General features: G+C 61.0%; 20 protein-coding genes. 14 read left to right on the forward strand and 6 right to left on the reverse strand.

The genetic code is table 11. The annotated features are described in order from the left end of the window. Nucleotides 1-13: 13 nt before the first annotated feature. On the reverse strand, nt 14-1,219 hold the full coding sequence (locus tag KHU30_RS23575; RefSeq protein ID WP_211445047.1) for an acetyl-CoA C-acetyltransferase: 1,206 nt from the start codon (nt 1,217-1,219) through the stop codon (nt 14-16). Nucleotides 1,220-1,404: 185 nt separating this feature from the next. Here KHU30_RS23575 and KHU30_RS23580 point away from each other — a divergent pair, with 185 nt between their 5' ends. Then, nucleotides 1,405-2,037, forward strand: a complete 633-nt coding sequence (locus KHU30_RS23580) for a TetR/AcrR family transcriptional regulator (RefSeq protein WP_230411055.1) — start codon at nt 1,405-1,407, stop codon at nt 2,035-2,037. Here KHU30_RS23580 and KHU30_RS23585 read toward each other — a convergent pair. Then, the gene (locus KHU30_RS23585) at nt 2,034-3,242 is read right to left on the reverse strand and encodes a citrate synthase family protein (protein WP_211445048.1); all 1,209 of its coding nucleotides are present in this window, start codon (nt 3,240-3,242) and stop codon (nt 2,034-2,036) included. The two genes, KHU30_RS23580 and KHU30_RS23585, sit on opposite strands and share 4 nt — an antisense overlap. 93 nt (nt 3,243-3,335) lie before the next feature. Here KHU30_RS23585 and KHU30_RS23590 point away from each other — a divergent pair, with 93 nt between their 5' ends. Next, nucleotides 3,336-4,739 carry a CoA transferase gene (locus KHU30_RS23590; protein WP_211445049.1) on the forward strand — a complete coding sequence of 468 codons (1,404 nt, stop codon included), beginning with the start codon at nt 3,336-3,338 and terminating at the stop codon, nt 4,737-4,739. Between the two features lie 102 nt (nt 4,740-4,841). Here the strand turns inward: KHU30_RS23590 and sodB are convergent, their stop codons facing one another. Together sodB and xseA are read right to left on the reverse strand one after the other, a co-directional pair. Continuing rightward, entirely contained in the window at nt 4,842-5,429 is a 588-nt protein-coding gene (gene sodB, locus KHU30_RS23595) for a superoxide dismutase (protein WP_211445050.1), read from the reverse strand. Nucleotides 5,430-5,625: 196 nt separating this feature from the next. Continuing rightward, a complete protein-coding gene (gene xseA, locus KHU30_RS23600; protein ID WP_211445051.1) occupies nt 5,626-6,987 on the reverse strand; it encodes an exodeoxyribonuclease VII large subunit in 1,362 nt (453 codons plus the stop codon). 744 nt (nt 6,988-7,731) lie between these two features. On the opposite strand from xseA, the gene KHU30_RS23605 reads away from it, so the two are divergent. The 7 genes from KHU30_RS23605 to KHU30_RS23635 all read left to right on the forward strand — a co-directional run bounded on the left by KHU30_RS23605 (nt 7,732) and on the right by KHU30_RS23635 (nt 14,353). Then, entirely contained in the window at nt 7,732-8,337 is a 606-nt protein-coding gene (locus KHU30_RS23605) for a MotA/TolQ/ExbB proton channel family protein (RefSeq protein ID WP_211445052.1), read from the forward strand. Then, nucleotides 8,334-8,768, forward strand: coding sequence for an ExbD/TolR family protein (locus KHU30_RS23610; RefSeq protein ID WP_211445053.1), 435 nt, complete (start codon nt 8,334-8,336; stop codon nt 8,766-8,768). The genes KHU30_RS23605 and KHU30_RS23610 overlap by 4 nt, the downstream gene beginning before the upstream one ends. After that, nucleotides 8,755-9,798, forward strand: coding sequence for a tetraacyldisaccharide 4'-kinase (lpxK, locus tag KHU30_RS23615; RefSeq protein ID WP_329956713.1), 1,044 nt, complete (start codon nt 8,755-8,757; stop codon nt 9,796-9,798). Before KHU30_RS23610 ends, lpxK begins: the two co-directional genes overlap by 14 nt. Then, nucleotides 9,779-9,973, forward strand: a complete 195-nt coding sequence (locus KHU30_RS23620) for a Trm112 family protein (protein WP_061942518.1) — start codon at nt 9,779-9,781, stop codon at nt 9,971-9,973. The genes lpxK and KHU30_RS23620 overlap by 20 nt, the downstream gene beginning before the upstream one ends. A gap of 8 nt (nt 9,974-9,981) precedes the next feature. Then, nucleotides 9,982-10,746, forward strand: a complete 765-nt coding sequence (gene kdsB / locus KHU30_RS23625) for a 3-deoxy-manno-octulosonate cytidylyltransferase (RefSeq protein WP_211445055.1) — start codon at nt 9,982-9,984, stop codon at nt 10,744-10,746. A gap of 204 nt (nt 10,747-10,950) precedes the next feature. Next, complete coding sequence (adk, locus tag KHU30_RS23630; RefSeq protein ID WP_211445056.1) at nt 10,951-11,607, forward strand: adenylate kinase; 657 nt, start codon at nt 10,951-10,953, stop codon at nt 11,605-11,607. A 280-nt stretch (nt 11,608-11,887) separates the two neighbouring features. Beyond that, entirely contained in the window at nt 11,888-14,353 is a 2,466-nt protein-coding gene (locus KHU30_RS23635; RefSeq protein WP_211445057.1) for a sodium-translocating pyrophosphatase, read from the forward strand. Nucleotides 14,354-14,527: 174 nt separating this feature from the next. Here the strand turns inward: KHU30_RS23635 and KHU30_RS23640 are convergent, their stop codons facing one another. After that, on the reverse strand, nt 14,528-15,469 hold the full coding sequence (locus KHU30_RS23640) for a hypothetical protein (protein ID WP_211445058.1): 942 nt from the start codon (nt 15,467-15,469) through the stop codon (nt 14,528-14,530). Between the two features lie 153 nt (nt 15,470-15,622). On the opposite strand from KHU30_RS23640, the gene KHU30_RS23645 reads away from it, so the two are divergent. The 4 genes from KHU30_RS23645 to KHU30_RS23660 all read left to right on the forward strand — a co-directional run bounded on the left by KHU30_RS23645 (nt 15,623) and on the right by KHU30_RS23660 (nt 22,406). Then, complete coding sequence (locus tag KHU30_RS23645; RefSeq protein WP_211445059.1) at nt 15,623-16,459, forward strand: M15 family metallopeptidase; 837 nt, start codon at nt 15,623-15,625, stop codon at nt 16,457-16,459. Between the two features lie 215 nt (nt 16,460-16,674). Then, nucleotides 16,675-20,637, forward strand: coding sequence for a type VI secretion system membrane subunit TssM (gene tssM, locus KHU30_RS23650; protein ID WP_211445060.1), 3,963 nt, complete (start codon nt 16,675-16,677; stop codon nt 20,635-20,637). Beyond that, nucleotides 20,634-21,620 (forward strand): type VI secretion system-associated protein TagF, encoded by a 987-nt coding sequence (gene tagF, locus KHU30_RS23655; protein ID WP_211445061.1) that lies wholly within the window; start codon nt 20,634-20,636, stop codon nt 21,618-21,620. The genes tssM and tagF overlap by 4 nt, the downstream gene beginning before the upstream one ends. 3 nt (nt 21,621-21,623) lie before the next feature. Beyond that, nucleotides 21,624-22,406 (forward strand): OmpA family protein, encoded by a 783-nt coding sequence (locus KHU30_RS23660; protein ID WP_211445062.1) that lies wholly within the window; start codon nt 21,624-21,626, stop codon nt 22,404-22,406. Between the two features lie 23 nt (nt 22,407-22,429). On the opposite strand, the gene tssA is transcribed toward KHU30_RS23660, so the two are convergent. Next, a complete protein-coding gene (gene tssA, locus KHU30_RS23665; RefSeq protein ID WP_211445063.1) occupies nt 22,430-23,545 on the reverse strand; it encodes a type VI secretion system protein TssA in 1,116 nt (371 codons plus the stop codon). 548 nt (nt 23,546-24,093) lie between these two features. On the opposite strand from tssA, the gene KHU30_RS23670 reads away from it, so the two are divergent. Further along, nucleotides 24,094-24,660, forward strand: coding sequence for a hypothetical protein (locus KHU30_RS23670; protein ID WP_211445064.1), 567 nt, complete (start codon nt 24,094-24,096; stop codon nt 24,658-24,660). Nucleotides 24,661-24,800: the final 140 nt, after the last annotated feature.

The raw sequence follows: 24,800 nt of genomic DNA on the forward strand, positions 1-24,800 counted from the left end.
TCCCGTCAGTGAATCAAACACGTTCTATGATTGTGGCAATGCCCATGCCGCCGCCGACGCACAGCGAGATCAGGGCAGTCTGCTTGCCGCTGCGCTCCAGTTCGTCGAGCGCGGTGCCGAGTATCATGGCGCCGGTGGCGCCCAGCGGATGGCCCATGGCGATAGCGCCGCCATTGACATTGACTCGCGCCGGGTCGATATCGAGGTCGCGGATGGCGCGCATGACCACGGCCGCGAACGCCTCATTGATTTCAAACAGGTCGATATCCTTGACCGACATTTTTGCCTTGGCCAGCGCCTTGCGCGCCGCCGGGGCGATCCCGGTCAGCATGATGGTCGGCTCGGAGCCGGTGACGGCGGTGGCAACGATGCGGGCGCGCGGCTTCAATCCCAGCTTCTCGCCCATCTCCTTGCTGCCGACCAGCACCAGCGCGGCGCCGTCGACGATGCCGGAGGAATTGCCGGCGTGATGCACGTGGTTGATTTTTTCGACCGTGGTGTATTTGCGCAGCGCGGTCGCATCAAAACCCATCTGGCCGATCTGCTCGAAAGCCGGATTCAAGGCGGCCAGGTTTTCGATGGTGGTCTGGGCGCGGATGTATTCATCGTGATCCAGCACCACCAGGCCGTTGAGGTCGGTCACCGGCACCAGCGATTTGCTGAAGTAACCTTCGGCGCGCGCATGGGCCGCCTTTTTCTGCGATTGCAGGGCGAAGTTGTCGACATCGCTGCGCGAGAAATTTTCCAGCGTGGCGATCAGGTCGGCGCCTATGCCCTGCGGCGCAAAGCCGGTGCTCTGGTTGACGCGCGGATCCATGAACCAGGCGCCGCCGTCCGAGCCCATGGCCCAGCGCGACATGCTCTCGACGCCGCCGGCCACCACCAGCTGCTCCTGGCCGGACATGACCTTCATCGCCGCCAGGTTGACCGATTCCAGGCCGGAAGCGCAAAAACGCGATTGCGTCACGCCCGCCACCGACTGGTCCCAGCCGGCATACAGCACGGCGGTGCGCGCGATGTCGGCGCCTTGCTCGCCGACCGGCGTCACGCAGCCGAGCACGACGTCGTCCACTTGAGACGTATCGAGCCGGTTGCGTTGCTCCAGCGCCTGCAGCAGCTGCGCCAGCAGGTTGACCGGCGTCACCTGATGCAGGCTGCCGTCCTTCTTGCCCTTGCCGCGCGGCGTGCGCACGGAATCGAAAATATAAGCTTCAGTCATAGCGTCTCCGGCTTGTATGTTTGCGTAATAATTATTACACTTTGGGTGTGTCTGATTGCAGCTGAATACTTACTTTATTGAAAGCAGTAGCAAGCGTCAATTGGTAAGGCACTCTAAATCAAGCAATTGCAGTGCTGACGGCCGTTTCGGTAATTTTAATTACACGTATGACGAAAATGACAAAAATGACAAAAACCATGGCTGTGGAAAAACAGAAAATCCTCCTCGACCGCTCCCTGCTCAAGCCGGCGATACGGCAAAGGATAGAAAGCGCGGTGCTGGATTTGTTTTCGGAACGCGAATTCCACAGCGTCAGCTTTGGTGAAATCGCCGCCGCCGCGAACGTATCCCTGCAGACCGTTTATAAATACTACGGCGGCAAGGAGGCGCTGCTGTTTGCCTGCCTGGAAACCTGGCTGGGTACGCTGGCCTCGCGCATGCTGGATCACCTGCAAGGCATCGAAAGCTGCCAGGACAAGCTGCGCAAGGTCTTCTGGGTGGTATTGGATTTTTTCGACCGCAATCCCAAGGTCAGCCAGCTCATCATGAGTTCGCTGCAGATCAGCGCGTGGGGCCGCGACCGCACTTTCCGCCAGCCGGAAATGATGGAAGTCCTGATGAAGACTTTGACTGACGGCAGGGCGGAAGGCGTCCTGACGGACGAGGTGGATGAAAAAATCCTGCTGGATTATTTCATCGGCATCCTCGAGCGGCTGGTGCACATGCACACCATGCGCGGCGAGAAAGAGCCGCTGGCGCTGCAGGCGAATGCGCTGTTCAGGATGTTGTGGCGGGCAATCGCCAGGCCCGCGAATTAATCCAGAAAATCGAAGGATCCTACATAGCGCGCCCGCGGCCTGATCAACTGCCCGCCCGCCGTCTGTTCATTGGCGTGCGCGATCCAGCCGGCGCAACGGCCTAATGCAAACAAGGTTTGCGAAGCGCCGCGCGCCAGGCCGAAGGCATGTTCGATTGCCGCCAGCGCAAAATCGATATTCGGAGCCTGGCCGGTGAGCTCGCCGGCGGCGTCGGCAATCGCCAGCAGGGCGGCGATATCGGCACTGCCGGCTTGGGCCGCCAGCATCTGGATCAGCATGCGGCCGCGCGGATCGCCGTCCGGATACAGGGGATGGCCGAAGCCCGGCAATTGGCTGCCGTAACCGAGGATGAGGCCGGGCTGGCTCAAATGCTGCTGCAGCACGCTGCGCATGTCCTCGCTGGACATGGCGGCGTCGATCATGGCCCGCACGCGCAGCGATTCGCCGCCGTGGCGCGGACCGGACAAGGCCGACAAGCCGGCCAGCAGCGCCGCCGGAAGCGTGGCGCCGGTCGAGGCCACGCAGCGTACGGTAAAGGTGGAGACATTCAACTCATGATCGGCGCAAGCGATCAGCGCCGCCCGCACCAGGTCGGCGTGTTCAGCGCTGAGGCGCCAGGCCTCGCAGCACTGCTGATGCAGGGGCGCGCTGCCGATATCGGCATCCAGCAATGCCGCCGCCAGCAGCCGCATCAGCTGCGCGCCATCCGTGAGCGGATCGGATGTCTTTAGCAAAGGCGTGGCAGCCGCCAGCAGGGCAGCGCCGCGCTGCAGCGGCAGGCAGCCGGCAAACGGCTGGCGCATGGCTGACCAGCGTTGCGGGTCGATGGCTGGAGCTGCGGCGTCGAAATAGTTCTTGCAGGCGCTGTCCCACAGGATCATCGCAACCTGTTCCAGCGTGGCGCCCTGCGCCAGCTTCATGGCGTCATGGCCGCGGTAGCGGATGACGCCGTGTTCGATCAGGGCGATGCGCGATTCCAGGATCGGCTTGCCCCAGTCGATCGCCTGCTCGACGGCGTGGCCGGCCTGGCGTCCATCCTTGCGTCTGGCCGCCAGGCGCAGCACCTGGTCGCGCGGATACAGCTTGCTGCGCTCGCCTGTGCCGGGCTGGGAACTGAGCATGCCGCGGCTGACATAGGAATACAATGTAGCGGTGCTGACGCCGAGCAGGCTGGCGGCTTCAGCCGCGCTTAGCAATTTCTTCATCTGGAAATTTCTTTGTATCGATTGCCGCAATCAAGATTGACGCGGCCGGTAGCCAAATTCTAGACTGAATCGTTACTTCCTATAAGGACGATCATGCAAGCCGATACCACAGCCGATCAATTGATCAGCACGCTCTGGCATCTCGCCGGCCAAGCGCCGGATGCACTGGGGCAGCTCAGCTTTTCCAATCTGGCGCGACAATTGCCTTCGCAGTTCCAGGTCGGCGCGCTGGCGTCCGCCACCATCGGCGCGCAGGCGCTGGCGGCGGCCGAGTTCTGGCGTTTGCGCGGTGGCCGCCGGCAAAGCGTGGCGCTCGACCAGCGCCATGCGCTCGCCATCTTCCGCAGCGAACGCTATCTGCTGATAGACGGCAAGCCGCCGGCCGATCCCTGGAGTCCTATCGCCGGCTATTACCAGGCCGGCGACGGCCTCTGGATACAGCTGCATACCAATTTCCCGCATCACCGCGACGGCGTGCTGCGGGTCCTGCAATGCGCCGGCCACCGCGCCGCGGTGGCTGCCGCCATCGCCGGCTGGCAGGCCAGCGAACTCGATGCGCGCCTGGCGCAAGAGGGCATGGTTGCAGCGCTGGTGCGCAGTCCCGATGAATGGCTGGCGCATCCGCAGGCGGCGGCGATTGCCTCGCTGCCCTTGTTCGAGATTGAACGTGTCGCCGACAGCGTTCCTGAATTGCCGCAGCCCGGGCAGCGGCCGCTCAGCGGCGTGCGGGTGCTCGATCTGTCGCGCGTGATCGCGGCGCCGGTGGCGGGCCGCACGCTGGCGCAGCATGGCGCTGAAGTGCTGGCGATCGGCGCCGCGCACTTGCCGAACATTCCGACGCTGGTGATCGACAACGGGCGCGGCAAGCGCGCCGCCCAGCTGGATTTGCGCAGCGAAGCGGGGCGCCAGGGCCTGCGCGAACTGATACGCGGCGCCGATGTTTTCCTGCACGCATACCGCCCCGGCGCGCTCGCCGCGCTTGGCTTTAGCAGCGAAGAATTGCAGGCGCTGCGGCCTGGTTTGGTCGAGGTGCGTCTTTCCGCCTACGGCCACGCCGGTCCATGGGCCGAGCGGCGCGGCTTCGACAGCCTGGTGCAGTCGGCTACCGGCATCGCCTGGGAAGCGGGTCGGGCCGCCGGCAGCGACCAGCCTGGCAAGCTGCCGTGCCAGGCGCTCGACCACGCCACCGGTTACCTGGCTGCTTTCTGCGCCATCGCTGCGCTGCAAAGGCGGGCCACGGAAGGCGGGGGCTGGCGGGCGCGGGTATCGCTGGCGCAAACCGGCCGCTGGCTGCAGTCCATGCCACGGCTTGCCGATGGCCTGCAGCAGGCCGATCTTGGTGCGGCCGAAGTCGATCAGTGGCGGCAGACGATGGCGTCTTCCTATGGCGAAATCAGTGCGGTCGCGCCAGCGGAGCATATGTCGGAGACGCCGCCGCATTTCGACCTCCCGCCATCGGCCCTGGATGCCTATGAGGCGAGCTGGCAGCAAGACTGACAAGAGGCCGTTAACAAAAAAAAGCGCTTACCGCGAAGTAAGCGCTTTTCAGATGCGTGCCGCTCAGTCTTTTATTCCTGAGCGGCCGGGACAAATGGTCTGTTATGCGAAATTCTTCGAAGCAAATTCCCAATTCGCCAATGCCCAGAATGCTTCCAGGTATTTTGGACGGGCGTTGCGGTAGTCGATGTAGTAAGCATGTTCCCAGACATCGACGGTGATCAAAGGCTTAGCGTCGGTAGTCAGCGGAGTCGCTGCGTTGGAAGTCGACACGAGGCCGAGCGAACCGTCGGCATTCTTCACCAGCCAGGCCCAGCCGGAACCGAAAGTGCCGACTGCGGTCTTGGTCAGTTCAGCCTTGAAGTTGTCGAACGAACCCCACTTGGCGTTGATCGCATCTGCCAATGCGCCGGTTGGTGCGCTGCCGCCACCCTGTGCTACCGGCGACAGGCTGTGCCAGTAGAACGTGTGGTTCCAGATTTGCGCTGCGTTGTTGAAGATGCCGCCGGAGGATTTCTTGACGATGTCTTCCAGGGATGCGTTTTCGAATTCTGTGCCTGGGATCAGGTTGTTCAGGTTGGTCACATAGGTCTGGTGATGCTTGCCATAGTGAAATTCCAGAGTCTCTTTGGAAATGTGTGGAGCTAATGCATCCAGAGCGTACGGCAGGGGCGGGAGAGTGTGTGCCATGTTGTGCGTCCTTCCTATAGTTTTATTGGGATTACAAAGAAGCTGTTGCCTATACAAGTCAAGTACAAGTGATGAACAGTTTCCAGGAAAGAGCTATTGTAAAGCGCTTAGCTATTCCATGCAGCAAGCTTGCGCTTTCCTGCGCCTTTTTATCCATCCATTGTGCGGCCCGCGCGGCATCCGCGAAAGCCGCCGCTCAATCCAGTGTTGCCTGCACACTGTCTATGCCGACCTTGGCGCTGCCTTGCGCCAGTTGGACAGTGATGAAATGCCGCGGCTGCAAGGCCTGCGGTGTGCGGATCACATGGCCTTTGGCATCGGAAACGATGGCGTAGCCGCGTTCCAGCGTGCGCTGCGGATTCAGCAGTTCGAGTTGCGCATGAAGCGCTGCCAGCGCCTGCCTGCGGTCGCGGTTGCTTGCCGCCAGCGCGCTGCCGAGGCGGCGGCTCTGCTCCAGCAGTGCGCTGCGTGGCGCCGTAGTGTCGGGAATCTGTGCGGCCAGGCGGGTGCGCAGGTTGAGCAGGGCGTAGCGCGACTGCGTCAGCGGAATGCGGGTGGCGTGCAGCAAGCGGCTGTGCAGGCTTTGCAGCTTGACCCGTTCATGGGCAATGGTGGCGGCCGGGCTGCTCAGGCGGCGTCCCAGCCAGTCCAATGTCTGGCTGGCCTCGCCCAGCTGACGGCGCAAGGCGCGGGTGAGGTCGTCGGCGTGCGCTTCCAGCGTCGCCAGCCAGTCGCCGCGCGGCACCGTGGCCAGCTCGGCGGCGGCGGTCGGCGTGGCGGCGCGCAGGTCGGCGGCAAAGTCGGCAATGGTGAAATCGGTTTCGTGGCCGACGCCGGAAATCACCGGCATCGGCGCCGCCACGATCGCACGCGCCACTGCTTCGTCATTGAACGACCACAGGTCTTCGATGCTGCCGCCGCCGCGGCACACCAGCAGCAGCTCGCATTCGGCGCGCGTCGCCGCGGTGTTGATGGCGCGCGCGATTTTTTCCGCGGCGCCGTCGCCTTGCACCGGCGTCGGATACAGGATCACGCGCACATGCGGCGCACGGCGCGCCAGTGCGGTCAGGATGTCGCGCAGCGCCGCCGCCTGCAGGCTGGTGACGATGCCGATGGTGCGGGCGAACGGCGGCAGCGGCCGTTTGCGCGCCGGGTCGAATAAGCCTTCGGCGTTGAGTTTTTCTTTCAGGCGCAAAAACGCTTCGTACAGATTGCCGACGCCGGCACGCCGGATCGCTTCGACATTGAGCTGGTAGTCGCCGCGCGCGGCGTACAGGGTCACCAGGGCCCGCACTTCCACCTTGTCGCCGTCGCGCGGGGTAAAGCCGGCATGCTGGGCGCGGCCCTTGAACATCACGCCGCGCACTTGCGCTGCATCGTCCTTCAGCGTGAAGTACCAGTGGCCGGAAGCGTAGCTCTTGAAATTCGAGATTTCGCCCGAGACCCAGGCCAGTGGAAAGCTGCGTTCCAGCATCCGCGCAACGGCTTGATTCAAGGCGGAGACCGTCAACATCTGCGGTCCGTCGGAACGATTGTCGGGAGAGCTGGAGAGATTCATGCGGGCTTTCGATTCAAATGATTACCTGGTCCGCTGCGGCGAGCGCGGCAGGAGCGCTGACATTGTAAAGCACAGCCGCTGCACAGCAATGGAAAAGCGAAACAAATCAAGGGCTTGTCATGAAAGCAGTGGGTTTGCGCACAAGCTTATCCACATATTCTGTGGGTAACTGTGGATTTCCGCCGGCTTGTGGATACGCGTCGGATACGTGTCGGATATGCGCCAGGCAAGCATGGCAAAACGATCACGGATGATGGTGGAAATCCTTCTCGCCGTCCGCAGATATGCGTTTCAGTCGCATTTGCAGCATTCCTTCACACTGGTGAAAATGCGTTTCCAATCAATGACTTCAGCTGAATCCAGTGCGCTTGTGCACAAAGTTATCCCCAAAATCTGTGGAGAACTTTGCGCGCGCAGCGCCGGCAAAACCTGCCTGTTTTTGCAGCAACGGGAAAAATTCCTTTTAAATCATGGACTTCAATATCGAGTTCGCTACTTGTCCACAATCTTGTTCACATAATGTGTGTGAAACTACGAGAAGCGTTTTATCAACATAGAACACAGCGGGAAACACTGCGATAAAAATTTCTGCTCAGCAATGCTTGTCGCGCTTGCCCGCAAGCCGTCAACAAGTTACATTCTGCATCCATGCCGATGAACCCCTCATCTGCATTTGCATTTGTCTCGGCGATCCCGTCTCACCGATACGCTCTACTGCATTCGTACCTCACCAAGGAGTTTCTTTTGTTTGCCATTATTCAAGCTGCAGGCTGGCCAATCTGGTTGTTGTTAACTGCCTCAGTCATTGCTACCGCATTGATTATCGAACGTCTCGTTTATTTGCGCCGTCCGCGGATTCTGCCGCCGCAACTGTTGCAGGAAGTGATACGGGTTTATCACAACGGCAAGATCAATACCGAAGTCCTGACCAATCTGGAAACCAATTCGCCGCTGGGGCGGGTGCTGGCTGCCGGCCTGCGCAATGTCGACGCGCCGCGCGACCTGATGAAGGAATCAATCGAAGAGGCAGGCCAGGCAACTGCGCATGACCTCGAACGCTTCCTGACAACTTTGGGCACGATTGCCTCGCTGGCGCCGCTGATGGGCTTGTTCGGCACCGTGGTCGGCATGATCGAGATCTTTGGCGCGACGACCGGCGCCGGCGCCGATCCTACGCAGCTGGGCCATGGCATTTCGGTGGCTTTGTATAACACCGGCTTCGGCCTGGCGATTGCCATGCCTGCCTTGATTTTCTATCGTCATTTCCGCGCTTTGGTGGATGGCTTCGTCGTCGACATGGAGCAGCAGGCGGTAAAATTCGTTGATACAGTTCATGGTGCCCGTAAATGAATTTTCGTAAAGGCAAGGGCCGCGAGGACCCTGAAATCAACCTGATCCCGTTCATCGATGTCTTGCTGGTGATCGTGATCTTCCTGATGGTGACCACCAGCTACAGCAAGTTCACCGCGCTGCAGATCACCTTGCCGACCGCCGACGCCGACAAGGCCATGACGCAGCCGCAAGAGATCAACGTCGCCGTCAATCCGCAGGGCCAGTACGCGGTGAACAACGTGCAGGTGTCGTCCAAGGATGCGGCGTCGCTGGCGCTGGACCTGAAGAGTGCGGTGCAGGCCGATGGCCAGTCCAAGGCCGACCCGGTGGTGATCATCAATGCCGATGCCATGGCGACCCACCAGACTGTGATCAATGTGCTGGAAGCCGCGCGTTTGGCGGGTTTCGACAAGATCACGTTTGCCGCCCAGACTAGTGGCCACAAGTAAAAGCTCGCTTGAATCGACCCTGAGCGCCGCTTGGCAGCGGCGCGGCTTGCTGGCATGCCTGCTGTGGCCGCTGTCGCTGCTGTTCGGCTTGCTGGCGGCATTGCGCCGACGACTCTATGCCGCCGGCTGGCAGGCCAGCATCCGCCTGCCGGTGCCGGTGATCGTGGTCGGCAATATCTTTGTCGGCGGCACAGGTAAGACGCCGCTGACGATCTGGCTGGTGCAGGCGCTGCGCCAGGCCGGCTACGTGCCAGGTGTGATCTCGCGCGGCTACGCGGCGCAATCTTCCGATGGAAAACCGCAGGTGCGGCAGGTGAATGCAGCTTCGCTGGCGGCAGAGGTCGGCGACGAACCTTTGCTGATTGCCAGCCGCGCACAATGCCCGGTAGTGGTCGGACGGGACCGGGTGGCGGCGGCGCAAGCCTTGCTGCAGGCGCATCCCGAAGTCAACCTGATTCTGTCCGACGACGGCTTGCAGCATTACCGTCTGCAGCGCGATATCGAAATCGTCCTGTTCGATTCCCGCGGCGCCGGCAACGGCTGGCTGCTGCCGGCCGGGCCCTTGCGCGAACCGGCTTCGCGCCGGCGCGACTTTACCGTGGTCAATGCCCCCGCGATTCCGGCCTCCATGCCGGTCGATTCGATCCGCATGCAGCTGGCGGGCGACCGGGCCGAACGTCTTGCCGATCCCACTGACGCGCGGCCGCTGGCCAGCCTGGGCGATGCGGCGTCGAAGATCGTCGCGGCGGCCGGCATCGGCAATCCGCAACGCTTTTTCAGCATGCTGAGCGCCGCCGGCCTGAGCTTCGAGACGCTGGCCTTGCCCGATCATCATGATTTTTCCGACAACCCGTTTGCCGCCCTGCAGGCCGAGCTGATCCTGATCACGGAAAAGGATGCAGTAAAATGTCGGCAAATAGCTTCTATTAAAAACGACCCGCGCATCTGGGTCGTTCCGGTGACGGCGCAGATTGACGCCGCACTGTCCCATCAAATTCTGGAGAAACTCCGTGGACACTCAACTGCTTGACATCCTGGTCTGCCCGATCTGCAAAGGGCCGCTGCATCACGACAAGAAAGCCCAGGAACTGATTTGCAACGCTGACAAGCTGGCTTATCCGATCCGCGACGGCATCCCCATCATGTGGGCCGACCAGGCGCGCGACCTCAACGCTCCGGCCGCCGGCGCGGCCCCCGCAGCCTAGGAGACGCTGTGAGCTTGAGCAAGCCTTTCACGGTCATCATCCCGGCGCGGCTGGCTTCTACCCGCCTGCCCAACAAGCCGCTGGCCGATATCGGCGGCAAGCCGATGATCGTGCGCACCGCCGAGCGCGCTGCGCAATCCGGGGCGGCGCAGGTGATCGTGGCCACCGACCATGCGGAAATCCTGGCGGTCTGCGCGCAACACGGGATCGCCGCGCGCCTGACGCGCGCCGACCATCCCTCCGGCACCGACCGCATCGCGGAAGTGGCGGCGGCGCTGGGCCTGGCGGCCGATGCCGTGGTGGTCAACGTGCAGGGCGACGAACCGATGATCGATCCGGCCCTGATCGCGGCCGCTGCCGCCCTGATCGATGCCGAGGTGCCGATGGCGACCGCGGCGCACGCCATCGACGCTGTCGCCGACGTATTCAATCCGAATGTGGTCAAGGTCGTCCTGAACCAGGCCGGGCGCGCCCTGTATTTTTCACGGGCGACGATTCCCTGGCACCGGGACGGTTTTGCGCAAACGCAGCAGAGCCTGCCGGCCGGCTACCAGCCATTGCGCCATATCGGCCTGTACGCCTACAGCAATGATTTTTTGCAAACCTATCCGACTTTAGCCGTGTCGCCGCTGGAACAGATAGAAGCGCTGGAGCAGCTGCGAGTGCTGTGGCACGGCTACCCGATTGCGGTGCATATTGCCCCCGCGGCGCCGGCGCCCGGCGTCGATACGCCGGAAGACCTGGAGCGGGTGCGCAGTTTTTTCACTGCATGAAATACCGGGGAACGTCGGCAAATTATCGTTGAACCAACAGAAATCGTGCCCAAATCGTGGGCAAAGCGCGCTGTTTGGTAAAATTGTATGGTAAGTTTCATGCAAAGATAGCGTGATATAAATAAGCATCTCAGGAGACGTCGCTGCCAGTTCGCTGTGCGCCGTCGCCACAATCAATTCACAAACTCACCTTAGGACTTTAACATGCGCCTCATCCTTTTAGGAGCGCCTGGTGCCGGTAAAGGCACGCAAGCGACTTTCATTAAAGAGAAATTCAACATTCCGCAGATTTCCACGGGCGACATGTTGCGCGCAGCAGTCAAGGCTGGCACTCCGCTTGGTATTGAAGCGAAGAAGGTGATGGATGCAGGCGGCCTGGTCTCCGACGACATCATCATCGGCCTGGTCAAGGACCGCCTGAAACAGTCCGATTGCGCCAACGGCTACCTGTTCGACGGTTTCCCGCGCACCATTCCACAGGCCGATGCCATGAAAGAAGCGGGTGTGTCGATTGATTACGTACTGGAGATCGACGTCCCCGACAGCGCCATCATCGAACGCATGAGCGGCCGCCGCGTACATCTGTCTTCGGGCCGCACCTACCACGCCAAGTTCAATCCGCCGAAGGTGGAAGGCAAGGACGATGTCACCGGCGAAGACCTGATCCAGCGCGACGACGACAAGGAAGAAACCGTCAAGAAGCGTTTGTCCGTGTATCACGAACAGACTGAAGTGCTGGTCAACTACTACGGCGACTGGGCCAAGGCCGGCTTGCCGGGCGCGCCCAAGTATCGCAAGATCGCCGGCGTCGGTCCGGTCGAGCAGATACGCGATAGCGCGTTTGCGGCATTGGAAGCATAAAGAAAGCGGACTTCGGTCCGCTTTTTCTTTTAATCAATACTTTCCGATAAAGTCATTTAGAATAAATCCAAGCTTCAAAAAGCCAAGCGCCAATCTTCAGGCAGCAAGCAGTCAAAGCCAGCCCAAGCATCTCACTGAAAATAAAAGGGTAACGAAAAATTTTGCATTACGCAGTATCGGCCGGGAATCGCAGGCGCCAAGTTGGCGTCGCGCAGACCGGTGAAATGGTGTGATTGTCTTATTTTGTCGTGCAGCCGTTCGAAAAACAGGAGGAGTCAATATGGCATCAAGTCTATGGTTTGCCGTCGCTTGCGGCATCATTGCCGTGATCTACGGGCTGGTCTCACGCAGCTGGATATTGAAGCAGGATCCCGGCAATCCGCGCATGCAGGAAATTGCCGCCGCGATCCAGCAGGGCGCCGCTGCCTACCTGGCGCGCCAGTACCGCACCATCGCCATCGTCGGCGCGGTGCTGTTCATCGTCATTGCGATACTGCCGGGACTGGGGCTGGTGACCGCCGCCGGTTTCCTGATCGGCGCCGTGCTCTCGGGCGCCTGCGGCTTCATCGGCATGAATGTCTCGGTGCGCGCCAATGTGCGCACCGCCCAGGCTGCCACCAAGGGCATGGGGCCGGCGCTGAACGTCGCTTTCCGCGGCGGCGCCATCACCGGGATGCTGGTGGTCGGCCTTGGCTTGCTCGGCGTAACCTTGTTTTTCCTGTGGCTGCTGGCCTTCACCGGCGTTGCCAGCGCGTCGCTGCATGATGTCATCCGGCCGCTGATCGGGCTGGCTTTCGGCGCTTCGCTGATTTCGATTTTCGCCCGTCTCGGCGGCGGCATCTTCACCAAGGGCGCCGATGTCGGCGCCGACCTGGTGGGCAAGGTGGAAGCCGGCATTCCGGAAGACGACCCGCGCAATCCGGCGGTGATCGCCGATAACGTCGGCGACAATGTCGGCGACTGCGCCGGCATGGCGGCCGACCTGTTCGAAACCTATGTGGTGACCTTGATCGCCACCATGCTGCTCGGTTCGCTGCTGGTGCATGGCGCCGAATTGCAGGCGGTGCTGTATCCGCTGGCCCTGGGCGGCGTCTCCATCCTGGCCTCGATCATCGGTTGCTCCATGGTCAAGGCCAAGCCGGGCAAGAAAATCATGTCGGCGCTGTATACCGGCCTGTGGTGGGCGGCGATCCTGAGCCTGCTCGGCTTTGCGGCAGTGACCTGGCTGATCCTGCCGGAGCCGATGCGCATACCAATGATGAGCTCGGCCTTCATCGGCATCGTCCTCACCGGCCTGATGGTCTATATCACCGAGTATTACACCGGCACCGATTTCAAGCCGGTGCGCCACATAGCGCAAGCTTCCACCACCGGCCACGGCACCAATATCATCGCCGGCCTGGGCGTTTCCATGAAGTCGACTGCCTATCCTGTGCTGGCGGTGTGCATCGCCATCCTCGCGTCGTACTGGCTGGCCGGCCTGTACGGCATCGCCATCGCCGCTACCGCCATGCTGTCGATGGCCGGCATCATCGTGGCGCTGGACGCCTACGGTCCGATTACCGATAACGCCGGCGGCATCGCCGAAATGTCGGGCTTGCCGGATTCGGTGCGGGCGATTACCGATCCGCTGGACGCGGTCGGCAATACCACCAAGGCGGTCACCAAGGGCTATGCCATCGGCTCGGCCGGCCTGGCGGCGCTGGTGCTGTTCGCCGATTACACCCATGCCCTCGATTCGGTCGGCAAGAGCACCGTCTTCGATCTCTCCAACCCGTTGGTGATCGTCGGCCTCTTCATCGGCGGCCTGATCCCCTACCTGTTCGGGGCGATGGCGATGGAAGCCGTGGGGCGCGCCGCTGGCGCGGTGGTGGTCGAGGTGCGGCGCCAGTTCCGCGACATCAAAGGCATCATGGACGGCAGCGGCAAGCCGGAGTACGACAAGGCGGTCGACATGCTGACCTCGTCGGCGATCAAGGAAATGATCATCCCGTCGCTGCTGCCGGTGGTGGTGCCGATCCTGGTCGGCCTGATCCTCGGTCCGGCGGCGCTGGGGGGGCTGTTGATGGGCACCATCGTCACCGGCCTGTTCGTGGCGATTTCCATGACCACCGGCGGCGGCGCCTGGGACAATGCCAAGAAATACATCGAGGACGGCAACCATGGCGGCAAGGGTTCGGAGGCGCACAAGGCGGCGGTGACCGGCGACACGGTCGGCGATCCCTACAAGGATACGGCCGGTCCGGCGGTCAATCCGCTGATCAAGATCATCAACATCGTGGCCTTGCTGCTGGTGCCGCTGTTGCCGGGGAGCGGCATGAACCAGGCGGTCGCCGGGCCGGAGGTGATCCTGGCGCCGGCGCCGGTTACGGCGTCCGCAGCTGAAACGGCCAGCGCCGGCAGCGCCGCAGCAGCGGCGACTGCGCCGGCTTCAGCGCCGTCCGCGGTGATCTATTTCGAATCGGGCAAGTCGGAGGCGCCGGCCGACACCAGCGAAAAGCTGGCGCCGGTCATCGAAGCCGCCAAGGCCAAGAGCGACGCCAAAGTGGTGGTGAGCGGCTTCCACGACACCACCGGCGATGCGGCCAGGAATGAAGAAATCTCCAAGGAACGCGCCAAGAGCGTCAAGGCGCTGCTGCTGATCGGCGGCGTGGCGGAAGACGCGATCATATTGGAGAAGCCGCAGGTGACTACCGGCAGCGGCGACAACGCCGAGGCGCGGCGGGTCGAGGTGAGCGTGCGCTGAAGCGGGGCCGGATCGGGCAGAGCGGCAGCGGCAGGCCGCCTTGCAGCTTCCTATGCAGGTTTCCGCTCCAATGCGCGCAGCAGACTTCTTGCGCCACGCGGATCAGGACCGGATAGCCACAATAAAAAAGGACACCGTGAAAGTGTCCTTTTTTTCGATGCCGTTTGCAAGTGCTTAGCGGTTGACCTTGCACGCCGTATCGGTATCCCAGCGTCCGGAGCAAATGCGCCAGCGGCACAGCTCGCCTTCGATCATGCCGAGCTGACGGCAGCGCTGCAGCAGGCCGGCGGTGCTGTCGCCGGCTTTGCGCTCAACGATATCCGGTCCGTCGGCGCTGTTTTGCGCCAGCACTGGCTCGGCGGCTTTCTTTTTGGCTTGCTGCCTGGATTTCGCAGTTTCTTTAGGCTTGGCCGGTTCGTTCACGCTGTCGCCGTGCGACACCAGCGCGGTCAATATATTCACGTCGCTGTCGGGCGGCGTGCTGGCGGTTTTGGCCGGCTTCTGCGCAACTGCTTTTTTGTCCGGCACGTTGCGATTGACCAGTGGCGCGTTCACGCTCTTTGCGACAGGTTTCGCCTTTGCCGGCTTCGGTTCTTCCAGCGCGCTCTTGAGCGAGGTGGCAGTTACCGGCACGCCGGCTTCCAGGCTCTCGGTCAGCTTGGCGCGCGGATCGGCGGGCGCCTGGTCGGCAGCTGCGTCGGATTTGTCAGTGTGGATGGCCGGATCGTTTTCGATGACCGCCGCTTGCGATTCGATTTTTTCAGATGCGGACGCATTGGCGGCGAGGGCTGGAGTGCTTGACGGTAATTCTTTCGGTGCGGCCGGCGTAGGTGCAGCCGGCGTAGGCGCGGCCGGCGCGCTGGCCGCGGTGGCGTCGGCAAGCTGGCTGCTGCGTTGATTCCAGGCAAAAAAACCGCCAGCCCCGATCGTTGCCAGCAAGGCCAGCACGACAGCGCCGCGCACTACGCCGGATTTCTTTTGCGCAATGCCTTTCGCAGAAGAGTCCTTGCCCTCCAGGGCGTTCAGGATGCTCCCGCTGCGATTGTCTGTCGATGTCGAACCTGATAGCAAATTCGGTTTTACAGAGCCGCGCGCAGTTTCTTCTGATGGTTGCAAGACACAGTTCTCCAAATGTCAGGTATTAAACACAGACCGACGTGACGCCCAGTTTGATAAGGTATACTCTCTGACAACTAAATATGTCAACAGGCAATATATTACCAAAAAAATACAATTTTTTTTTGGTAATATTCACGAAAGGTATTTGCGTTGGTCTTAGCCGTTGCTCTTTATTTCATACTCGCCTGCGGCATCTCGGGTCTGCTGTTGTTTCCGGCTGCCCGTGAAATTGTATTTTCTGCACTGCTTAGAGGGCGGCAGCAACTCGGCGCCCAGGTCCAGAACTGGAAAGAACGCCGGTCGAGGACAACAAAATCCTTTGCGCAAAACCTGCAAGCGTCGAGGCTCTCAACTTGGCAATTTATTAAAAGACATCATTTGATTCTGCTCGCAGGAATGGCGGTTGTGCTGATTCCGCCGTTGATTGCCTGGATGCTGAGTGGAAAAGCGATGCTGGGCAGCTATGATGATTCAGGGCAAGTTGTGAACCAGCAGATTGCCGCGCTGCTGGAAGGAGAGCAATTAGTACCGCCGCCGCCATTGCCGCCTGAGGTCTTTACTACCCAGGAGGTAGCGCAGGTGCGGCCGATGCTGGATACCGCCAGCCGCAACTGGCAGCAGTTGGATGCCGATTTCACCCAGCGCCTGCTGATGACTTTCAAGATCATGAAAGAGCAGCATGGCTATGACATGGTGATTATCGAAGGGTATCGCAGTCCGGAACGGCAGAATGCGCTGGCGCAGATGGGGGGCAGCGTGACCAATGCCAAGGCGTTCCAGAGTTACCACCAGTATGGCCTGGCCGCCGATTCGGCGTTCATGCGCAACGGCAAGCTGGTGATTACGGAGAAAGACCCGTGGGCCATGCGCGGTTATCAGCTGTATGGCGAAGTGGCTGAATCGGTAGGGCTGACCTGGGGCGGCCGCTGGAAAATGATGGACCTGGGGCATGTGGAATTCCGCAAGCCGGGGGTAATGAAAAAATGAAGCAGCTGTTTGCAGTGCAATCCAGATTTACCGTTTAGGTTGATGCAGTCAGGCGCGGATGTCCGTGTCGAACAGGGCAGATTTTTGTTGTGTAAAAGCAACATAGGGCAACAATGTGCAGTCGTGACGCTGAATCGGCTATCGTCATGGCTGCCGGTGGAAATTGCCGTTTTGCATCACTTTCAAAAGAATCAATTACTTAATTACTGATACCTATGCAACGAATTTGGCAATTTTTGACGAATGCACGCACCCTGGCAATCGTCGGTTTTGTGGCCCTGGCCTGTTTTCTCTTTCTTGCAGCGGATGCCTTGCAGGTCGACGGCATCTGGGTTGTGATTTTCCTGCTCGCGGTCCTGCTGATCTGGGGCCTGGTCTGGCTGTACCGCAAGCAGCGTACTAAAAAGGCGTCGCAAAACCTGAGCGACATGCTGGAAGGGCAGGCTGAGAAAGCCGCCGACAAGCCTAGCGTTGTCGGCCGCGACGAGACCGAGACCATCCGCAAGCGGATGCTGGAGGCGATTTCCACCATCAAGAATTCCAAGCTCGGTGAGAAATCCGGCGCTACTGCCTTGTATGAATTGCCGTGGTACATGATCATCGGCAATCCTGCCGCCGGCAAAAGCACGGCGGTCGCCAATTCCGGCCTGCAATTTCCGCTGGCCGACAAGAACAGCAATATCGTGCAGGGCATAGGCGGCACCCGCAATTGCGACTGGTTCTTTACCACCGACGGCATCCTGCTGGATACCGCAGGACGCTATTCCGTCCATGAGGAAGACCGCGCCGAGTGGTTCAGCTTCCTCGGCCTGCTGAAAAAACACCGCAGCCGCGCGCCTATCAACGGCATCATCATCGCCGTCAGCGTCGCCGAGCTGGCCGGCAACCGTCCCGAGTTCGGCATCAACCTGGCCAAGAACCTGCGCCAGCGCGTGCAGGAGCTGACCGAGAAGCTGGAAGTCTTTGCGCCGGTCTACGTGATGTTCACCAAGGCCGACCTGATCACCGGCTTTACCGAGTTCTTCGTCGACATGGACCGCGGCGAAAAGGACCGCGTATGGGGCGCCACGCTGCCGTACAACAGGAAGACCAGCAGCCAGGATGTGCTGGCGCATTTCGATGAACGCTTTGATGAATTGTTTGAAGGCCTGAAGGAAATCAGCCTGGCCAACATGGCCTTGAGCCGCGGTGACCGCCTGCCGCCGGGCGTGCTGACTTTCCCGCTCGAATTCGCTGCGGTGAAGAGCTCCCTGCGTGCGTTCATCGCCACCCTGTTTGAAGAAAACCCGTTCCAGTTCAAGCCGGTGTTCCGCGGCTTCTATTTCACCAGCGCCTTGCAGGAAGGCAGCGGCATCAGCAGTTCCTCGGAACGGATCGCCGACCGTTTCGATCTCAAGCTGCAAGCAATCGAGCGCCCTGAAATCCACTCCAAGCACGGCTTCTTCCTGCTCAACCTGTTCCGCAAAGTCATTTTTGCCGACAAGGACCTGGTGTCGCAATACGCCAGCCGCCACAAGACCCGCCTGCGCTACACCATGTTCTTCGCCGCGACAGCCTTCGTCGGCCTGGCATTGGCCGGCTGGAGCTGGTCCTACATCGGCAACCGCCAGCTGACCGCCAACGTCCAGGCAGACCTGGACAAGGCCATCAAGCTGCAGGAAAAACGGATCGACCTGCAATCGCGCTTTGAAGCGATGGAAATCCTGCAAGACCGCATCGAGCAATTGCAAAAATATGACCATGGCCGTCCGCTGTCGCTGGGCTTCGGGCTGTACCAGGGCGATCTGCTGCAGCAGAAGCTGCGAGAGGAATACTTCGCCGGCGTCAAGGACATCATGCTCAAGCCCGTCACGGCGAATATCGAATCCTTCCTGTCTGAAATGAATGCGCATGCCGGGCAGCTGGAGCCGATGTCGCATCCGGTGCAGCTGACTGGCGCGACGGCGCCGGCGGCGGGCGCAGCAGCCGGGCAGCCGGGCCAGTCCGCGGCTGGCGCCGCCGCGCCGGGCGCCAGCGCCCAGGCAGCAGCTGCGACAGGCAGCAGCGGCGCTACCCAGCAATACAAGGATTCCTCGCCGACCAATGTCGAAGACGGCTACAACGCCCTGAAAACCTATCTGATGCTGAGCGACCGCCAGCGTGCCGAGTCGAGCCATCTGAACGATCAGTTGACCCGCTTCTGGCGCGGCTGGCTGGAAAGCAACCGCGGCAACATGACGCGTGAACAGATGATCCGCAGCGCCGAGCGCCTGATGAGTTTCTACCTGTCGCAAATCAGCGATCCGTCCTGGCCGACCATCGAAAGCAAGCTGACCCTGGTCGACCAGTCGCGCGACAACCTGCGCCGCGTGGTGCGCGGCATGGCGGCAAGGGATCGCGTGTATGCCGATATCAAGGCGCGCGCCTCGACCCGCTTCCCGTCGATCACGGTGGCCAGCATCGTCGGCGACCAGGACAAGGAACTGATCGTCGGCAGCTACGCGATTCCAGGGACATTCACGCGCGATGCCTGGGAGAAGTTCGTCCAGGGCGCGTTCAAGGAAGCCGCCAACAAGGAACTGCAAAGCGCGGACTGGGTGCTGAAGACCGCTTCCAGCGACGACCTGACGCTGGAGGGCAGCCCGGAGCAGATCCAAAAGGCGCTGGTCACGCAGTACAAGACCGAGTACGCCAAGGAATGGCAGAAATTCATGCAGGGCGCGAATATCGTCGACCTCGGTGGTTTCGACAACGCGGTCAAGGCCATGAACCGTTTCGGCGATCCGTCCACTTCGCCGATCAACAAGTTCGTCAGCGCCGTGTATGAACAGACCTCGTGGGATAACCCTTCGCTGATCAACAGCAGCCTGGGGCGCGCGCAAAGCGGCGTGGTCGCCTGGTTCAAGCAAACCATCCTGCGGCAGGCGCCGTCCGGGGTTAACGTGAATGTCAACGTCAATGCCAGCCCCGACGCCGCCGCAATGCCGATGGGACCGGTCGGCAAGGAATTTGCCGGCGTGGCGCGCATGGTGAGCGCCAAGGACAATAACGCCACGCTGATGCGCGGTTACATGGAAACCTTGTCGAAACTGCGTACCCGTTTCAACCAGATCAAGAACCAGGGCGATACCGGCCCGGGCGCCAACCAGCTGATGCAGCAGACCTTGAACGGCAGCGGTTCGGAACTGGCGGATGCGCTCAAGTATGTCGATGAGCAAATGTTGGTCGGCATGAGCGATTCGCAGAAGCAGGCGATCCGCCCGATCCTGGTGCGGCCGCTGATCCAGGCTTTCGCCGTCACCATCAAGCCGACCGAGGCCGAGATGAACCGCACCTGGGCGGCGCAGGTATACGCGCCGTTCGAGAAAACCCTGGCCGAGAAATATCCGTTTGCCGCCAATTCGAAGATCGAGGCGACCAGCGCCGAGATCGGCCAGACCTTCGGCCCGGACGGCAGCATCGCGAAATTCGTGAATGCCTCGATGGGGCCGCTGGTAGTACGCCGCGGCGACACGCTGGCGGCCAAGACCTGGGCTGACATGGGCATTACCTTGTCGCCGACCATGGTGTCGAGCTTCGCGCGCTGGGTTGCGCCGCTGGGCGCCAGCAGCGCCGCGGCGGCTGGCGGCGGCGGGGCTGCGGCCGATGCGCAAACCGTGTTCCAGATCCAGGCGCTGCCGGCAGCCGGCACCACCGAATACACCATCGAAATCGATGGCCAGCAACTGCGCTACCGCAATACCCAGGCGCAGTGGACCAACTTTGTCTGGCCTAATCCGCAAGGCGTGGCCGGCGCCCGCATCACGGCGGTGACGTTTGATGGTCGCACCGTCGAAATCGCCAACCAGCCTGGCCGTTTCGGCCTGGAACGCCTGATCAACACGGCGGTGCGCAAGCGCAAGGATGGCAACTTCGAACTCAGCTGGACCAATGAAAATATTACCGTGCCGATCAACCTGAAGATCATCAGCAGCCCGCAAGTCAGCGCCAAGGCGCCGGACGGCGGCGCCCAGCAAGGACAGGGCTTCCGTGGCCTGAAACTGCCGGAGACCATCGTCGGCAGCGCCGCCAGCCCGGCCAGCAATCCGGCTGCAGCGCCACCGGCGGCAACGGCAACAGCGGGAGCGGCAGGAGCGGTAGGAGCAGCAACGGCAGCCACTGCGGCAGGCGTAGCGACTGCGGGAGGGGCAGCACAATGAGCGTTGGAGAAAAGTTGGCGAATATCGGTTATTTCGGAAAAATCCCCAGCCGCGGCGATTTCATCAAGGCGACCGACAACATGCCGCTGGTGTCGATTCTCGACGAGTGGCTGGCGCAAGCCATGGACCTGCTGTCGGCCGAGCCGCGCTGGAAGATCGCCTACGACGCCGTCAGTCCGCTGCACTTCGCGTTCATCGGCCCGCGCAGCCGGCGCGCCATCGCCGGTCATCTGATCGCCAGCAACGACCAGGCCAACCGGCGCTTTCCCTTCCTCGCCGTCAGCACCATGGAAATCGACGAGCCGCAGGATTTCACGGCGAAGAGTCCGATGGCCTTTTCGCGCCTGTGGAACCGCATGGAGAGCCAGGCCTCCGAAGTGGTGGCGGCAACCGATCCGGCGATTTCCTTGCAAAACCTGACCGCTACCGGCATTCCTTTGCAGCTGGGCAGCGGCGCTTATCACGCGGCGTTTGCCGATTTCATGGAAATCCAGAGCGTCGGCGGACTGGAGAACATGTTGCGCAGCACCGGCTTCAAAGGCTCCTTGCGGCACCTGATCCTGGCGCTCGGCATCCTGTTGCAGCCGGTGATGGCGAGCGCTTCCTCGCGCCTGGAAAAGAGCCTGGTGATGCCTTTGCCCGAGGATCCGCTGTACCGCAACCTGGTGGCGTCCTACTGGCTGCACCTGATCACGCCTTTCCTGTTGCGCGGCAATTTCGAGCTGGCCACTTTCGTCACCCGCATCAACGACCGGCCGGCGATGGTGATCGGCTTCAGCGGCGCTTCGCCGCGCACTCTGCAAGCGATCATGGATCCGCAAGTGGCGCTGGAGCATCACATCTCTTTCGAGGACGCCAACTGGGTCGAAGAACAGGTCAGCACGGACTACAGCATCACCAAAATCGCCAGCTACCTGGCGCAACCCACCTTATCGTTAAAATCGGCTCATGATTCGTTTCGTGAAGCATTTATTGGAGCCTGACGCATGCGTTATCTGAGCATTGCCCTGACATCGTTACTGCTGTCGAACCTGGCGCTGGCACAAAATGTGGCGCCCCCGGTGGCGACACCGAAACCCGGCCAGATCCTGGTCAGCGGCACCGTGCCGGACGAAGCCAGCAAACAGAGTGCGCTGAGCAAGTTGCAGGAACTGTATGGCGCCGACCGCGTGGTCGACCAGATCTCGGTCGGGTCAGTAGTGGCGCCGGCCAACTGGAACGGCTATGTGCAAAAGCTGATCAATCCCAGCCTGAAACAGGTCAGCCGCGGCCAGCTGAAAATCGACGGCAATACCGTCAGCATCAACGGCGAAGTGAGCAACGAAGCGCAGCGCCAGCAGATCGCCAGTGAAATCGCCGGCAACCTGAATCCGACCTATACGGTCAAGAACGGTTTGCGGGTCTCGGCTTCGGAACAGGGATTGCTGGATCAGACGCTGGCCAACCGCACCATTGAATTCGAAAGCGGACAGGCGACGCTGACGCCTTCGGGCATGCGCATCCTCGACGAAATGTCGGCGGCGCTGTCGAAGCTGAAGGACAAGAAGGTGGAAGTGATCGGCCATACCGACAACCAGGGCCTGCGCGCGCGCAACATCGCGCTGAGCAAGGCGCGCGCCGATGCGGTCAAGGATTATCTGGGGCAGAAGGGCATCAATGGCGACCTGATCGTCACCTCGGGGCAGGGACCGGACCGGCCGATCATGACCAACGATACCGCCGACGGCCGCTCGCGCAACCGCCGGATCGAGTTCCGGGTTTCCCAGTAAGTAGGGCGGCTGGGCTCGGGGCCTCAGTTCTGGTCGTGCGACTGGCTGTCGCCCTGCAGTCCCAGCAATTCTTCCACATGCGCCAGCGATCCCGGATCCTTGATGACCGTGCGCAGCCAGTGATGCAGCGGCAGCTCGCCCCAGTGGGCGGCCTTTTCCGCGAGATAGGCGACCGGGCTGTGCGGCTCGGTGCGGCGGAAGAAATCTGCCACGTGGCGTAGTTGCATCAAGGCCTGGGTGCGGTTCTGGATCGGGCCGTTAAGGCCGCTTGCTTGCGGTTCCTGCTGCTCCACCTTGTTCGCCTCCTGTTGCACCTTGGGTGTGCTTTGTCCCGCGTTTTGTCCATTGTTGGCATGGGTGTCTGCGCCATTGGCCTGCGCTGCAGGGCGGGTATTGATCCCGGCTTCCTGGGCGAAACGGGTAATGGTTGCAATCACGCTTTCCAGCGCTTCCTTGACCGAGGAAAAAGCGGGGCCGTCCTGGCCGACCCGGAAATCGATCGACTTTTCCAGCTGCAGCAACGCCTGCTGGCAGGCGTTGGCGTCGGCCAGCAGTTTTTCGTAGTAAGCGGGAGAGGATTTGCGCCGTGCCGACTCCACATCCGCCAGCTTGACGCCGTCGCCGCCATCGCTGTTGCCGCGTTCTTCATTGGCGGCGCGGATGCGCGCGGATTCGAAATCGATGGTGGAAAACGCCGTGCCGCGGCCTTCGGTGAGCGGGATTTCGCGCACCAGCTGCACCGAGCGCGACAGCAGCCAGCCGACATTGCCGATGCGCAGTTCCTGATCGTCGTCGTCCGGTATCGGATACAGCATGTCCCAAAAGCGGTCGCTCAAGCCGGCCAGCAGCAGATAGCCATCGGCCAGCCCGCGGAAATGGCGCACCTTGGCATTGGCTTCGCTCAGCCAGACCGCCAGGCGCAAATCCTTGCTCTGGGTTTCGATCAGGCGCGCGCAATTGTCGACGACAAAGCCCCAGTCGGCCTCTTTCAGTTCGGTAATCCACTCGCCCTGGTCCAGCGACGGGTCGTCGAAACGGCGTGCATGGGCGATGGCGTCGAGGTCGCTGGAAAAGGACAGGTCGGCGCCGCAAGGTGCGGAGTCACTGATGGGATTAAGTAATTGTTCGACAGAAAACATAAAAGAAAACCCACAAAAATAATTTGAGCTAAGAAAGGTCGCAGTCGCAGGATCGAGGAGAAACCCGCTGCCGCCCTGACCGACAACATATCGCAACAGTAAATAACATCTTGCCAATACATTACATGAAACGCCGGACAAATGTTGGCATTTCCTTGATGCAATCATACTCCAGTGTTTCCCCAGGGCTCTACAAACGATAGGTAAATTGCCAATGCCTCCAGTTGTGGTTTTTCTGCAGTTTGCTTTCGATGCAGGTGTCAAAAAGGAAAAGGATATGTTTCCGTAGTAACATGTGTCCTCAGAGCATGTATTGATAAGCTGCCGCTGCCCGCTATGCGATGCCGGCGCCCGGATTGTTATCGGCAGGTGAAAACGGAGGCCTCATGTTGAGAAAGCGGTCGTTTCGCCTGCGTGAATTGTCATTATTTGTTAATTAGGCGGCAATAGTCGTGGCGGCGGTTGATAGCCGACTATGATTGTCATGTGAGAAACGGCCGTGCCGTGCTGCCCCGGTTTAATATTTTTAAGAAAGTGAGTAAGGGACTATGAATCATTGGAAAAACAAACTGATCTGCAGCGTTGCCATGAGCTGCCTGATGCTGCCGCTCGCCGCATCGGCCGCTGCCACCGTGCCTGCCGTTGCAGATACGGCGCAGAAGAACAGCGCAGCCGACCAGGAAATCAAAGTGCTCAAGGACGTGGCGCAAGCCCGTCCAACCGAAAAAACGCCATGGCTGCGCATGACCCAGATCAAATACGATGCCGGCAGCTATGGCGACGCGGTTGCCTACGCACTGGAAGTGCTGCAACGCGATCCGGCCGACAAATATGCGCGCGGCGTGGTCGCCTTGGGCAGCCTCAAGCTCTCTATCAAGGCCCTCAATGACCTGAATGCGCAAAGCGATTTGAACGGCACTGTGTTGACGGACGCGCAAAGCCAGACAAAATTGCTGCGCGAAAGCCTGGGAGAAACCGTGGTTGATCCGTCGGCAGTGGCGGAAGCCAAGCCTAAGGCCAGTCGCCCATTGCGCAAGAAAGTCGTGCGTGCCGCCAAAGCCGCAGCACCGACCGACGCCGGCGGCGATGCCAAGCCGTTTGGTGCGCTGCAATAACGTACTGCAGTAATTCACACATGGCGATGCCAGGCATCGCCATCCGAGCTGCTTCCCTGCAAGCTTCCTTCCGCAGCCGGCTGCCGGCTGGCTGCGCAATTACCCGGCGTCATCCGCTGTTAATTCCATCAATGTAAATT

Origin of the sequence: Collimonas humicola (assembly GCF_018304945.1) — a bacterium.
Lineage (GTDB): Bacteria > Pseudomonadota > Gammaproteobacteria > Burkholderiales > Burkholderiaceae_D > Collimonas > Collimonas humicola.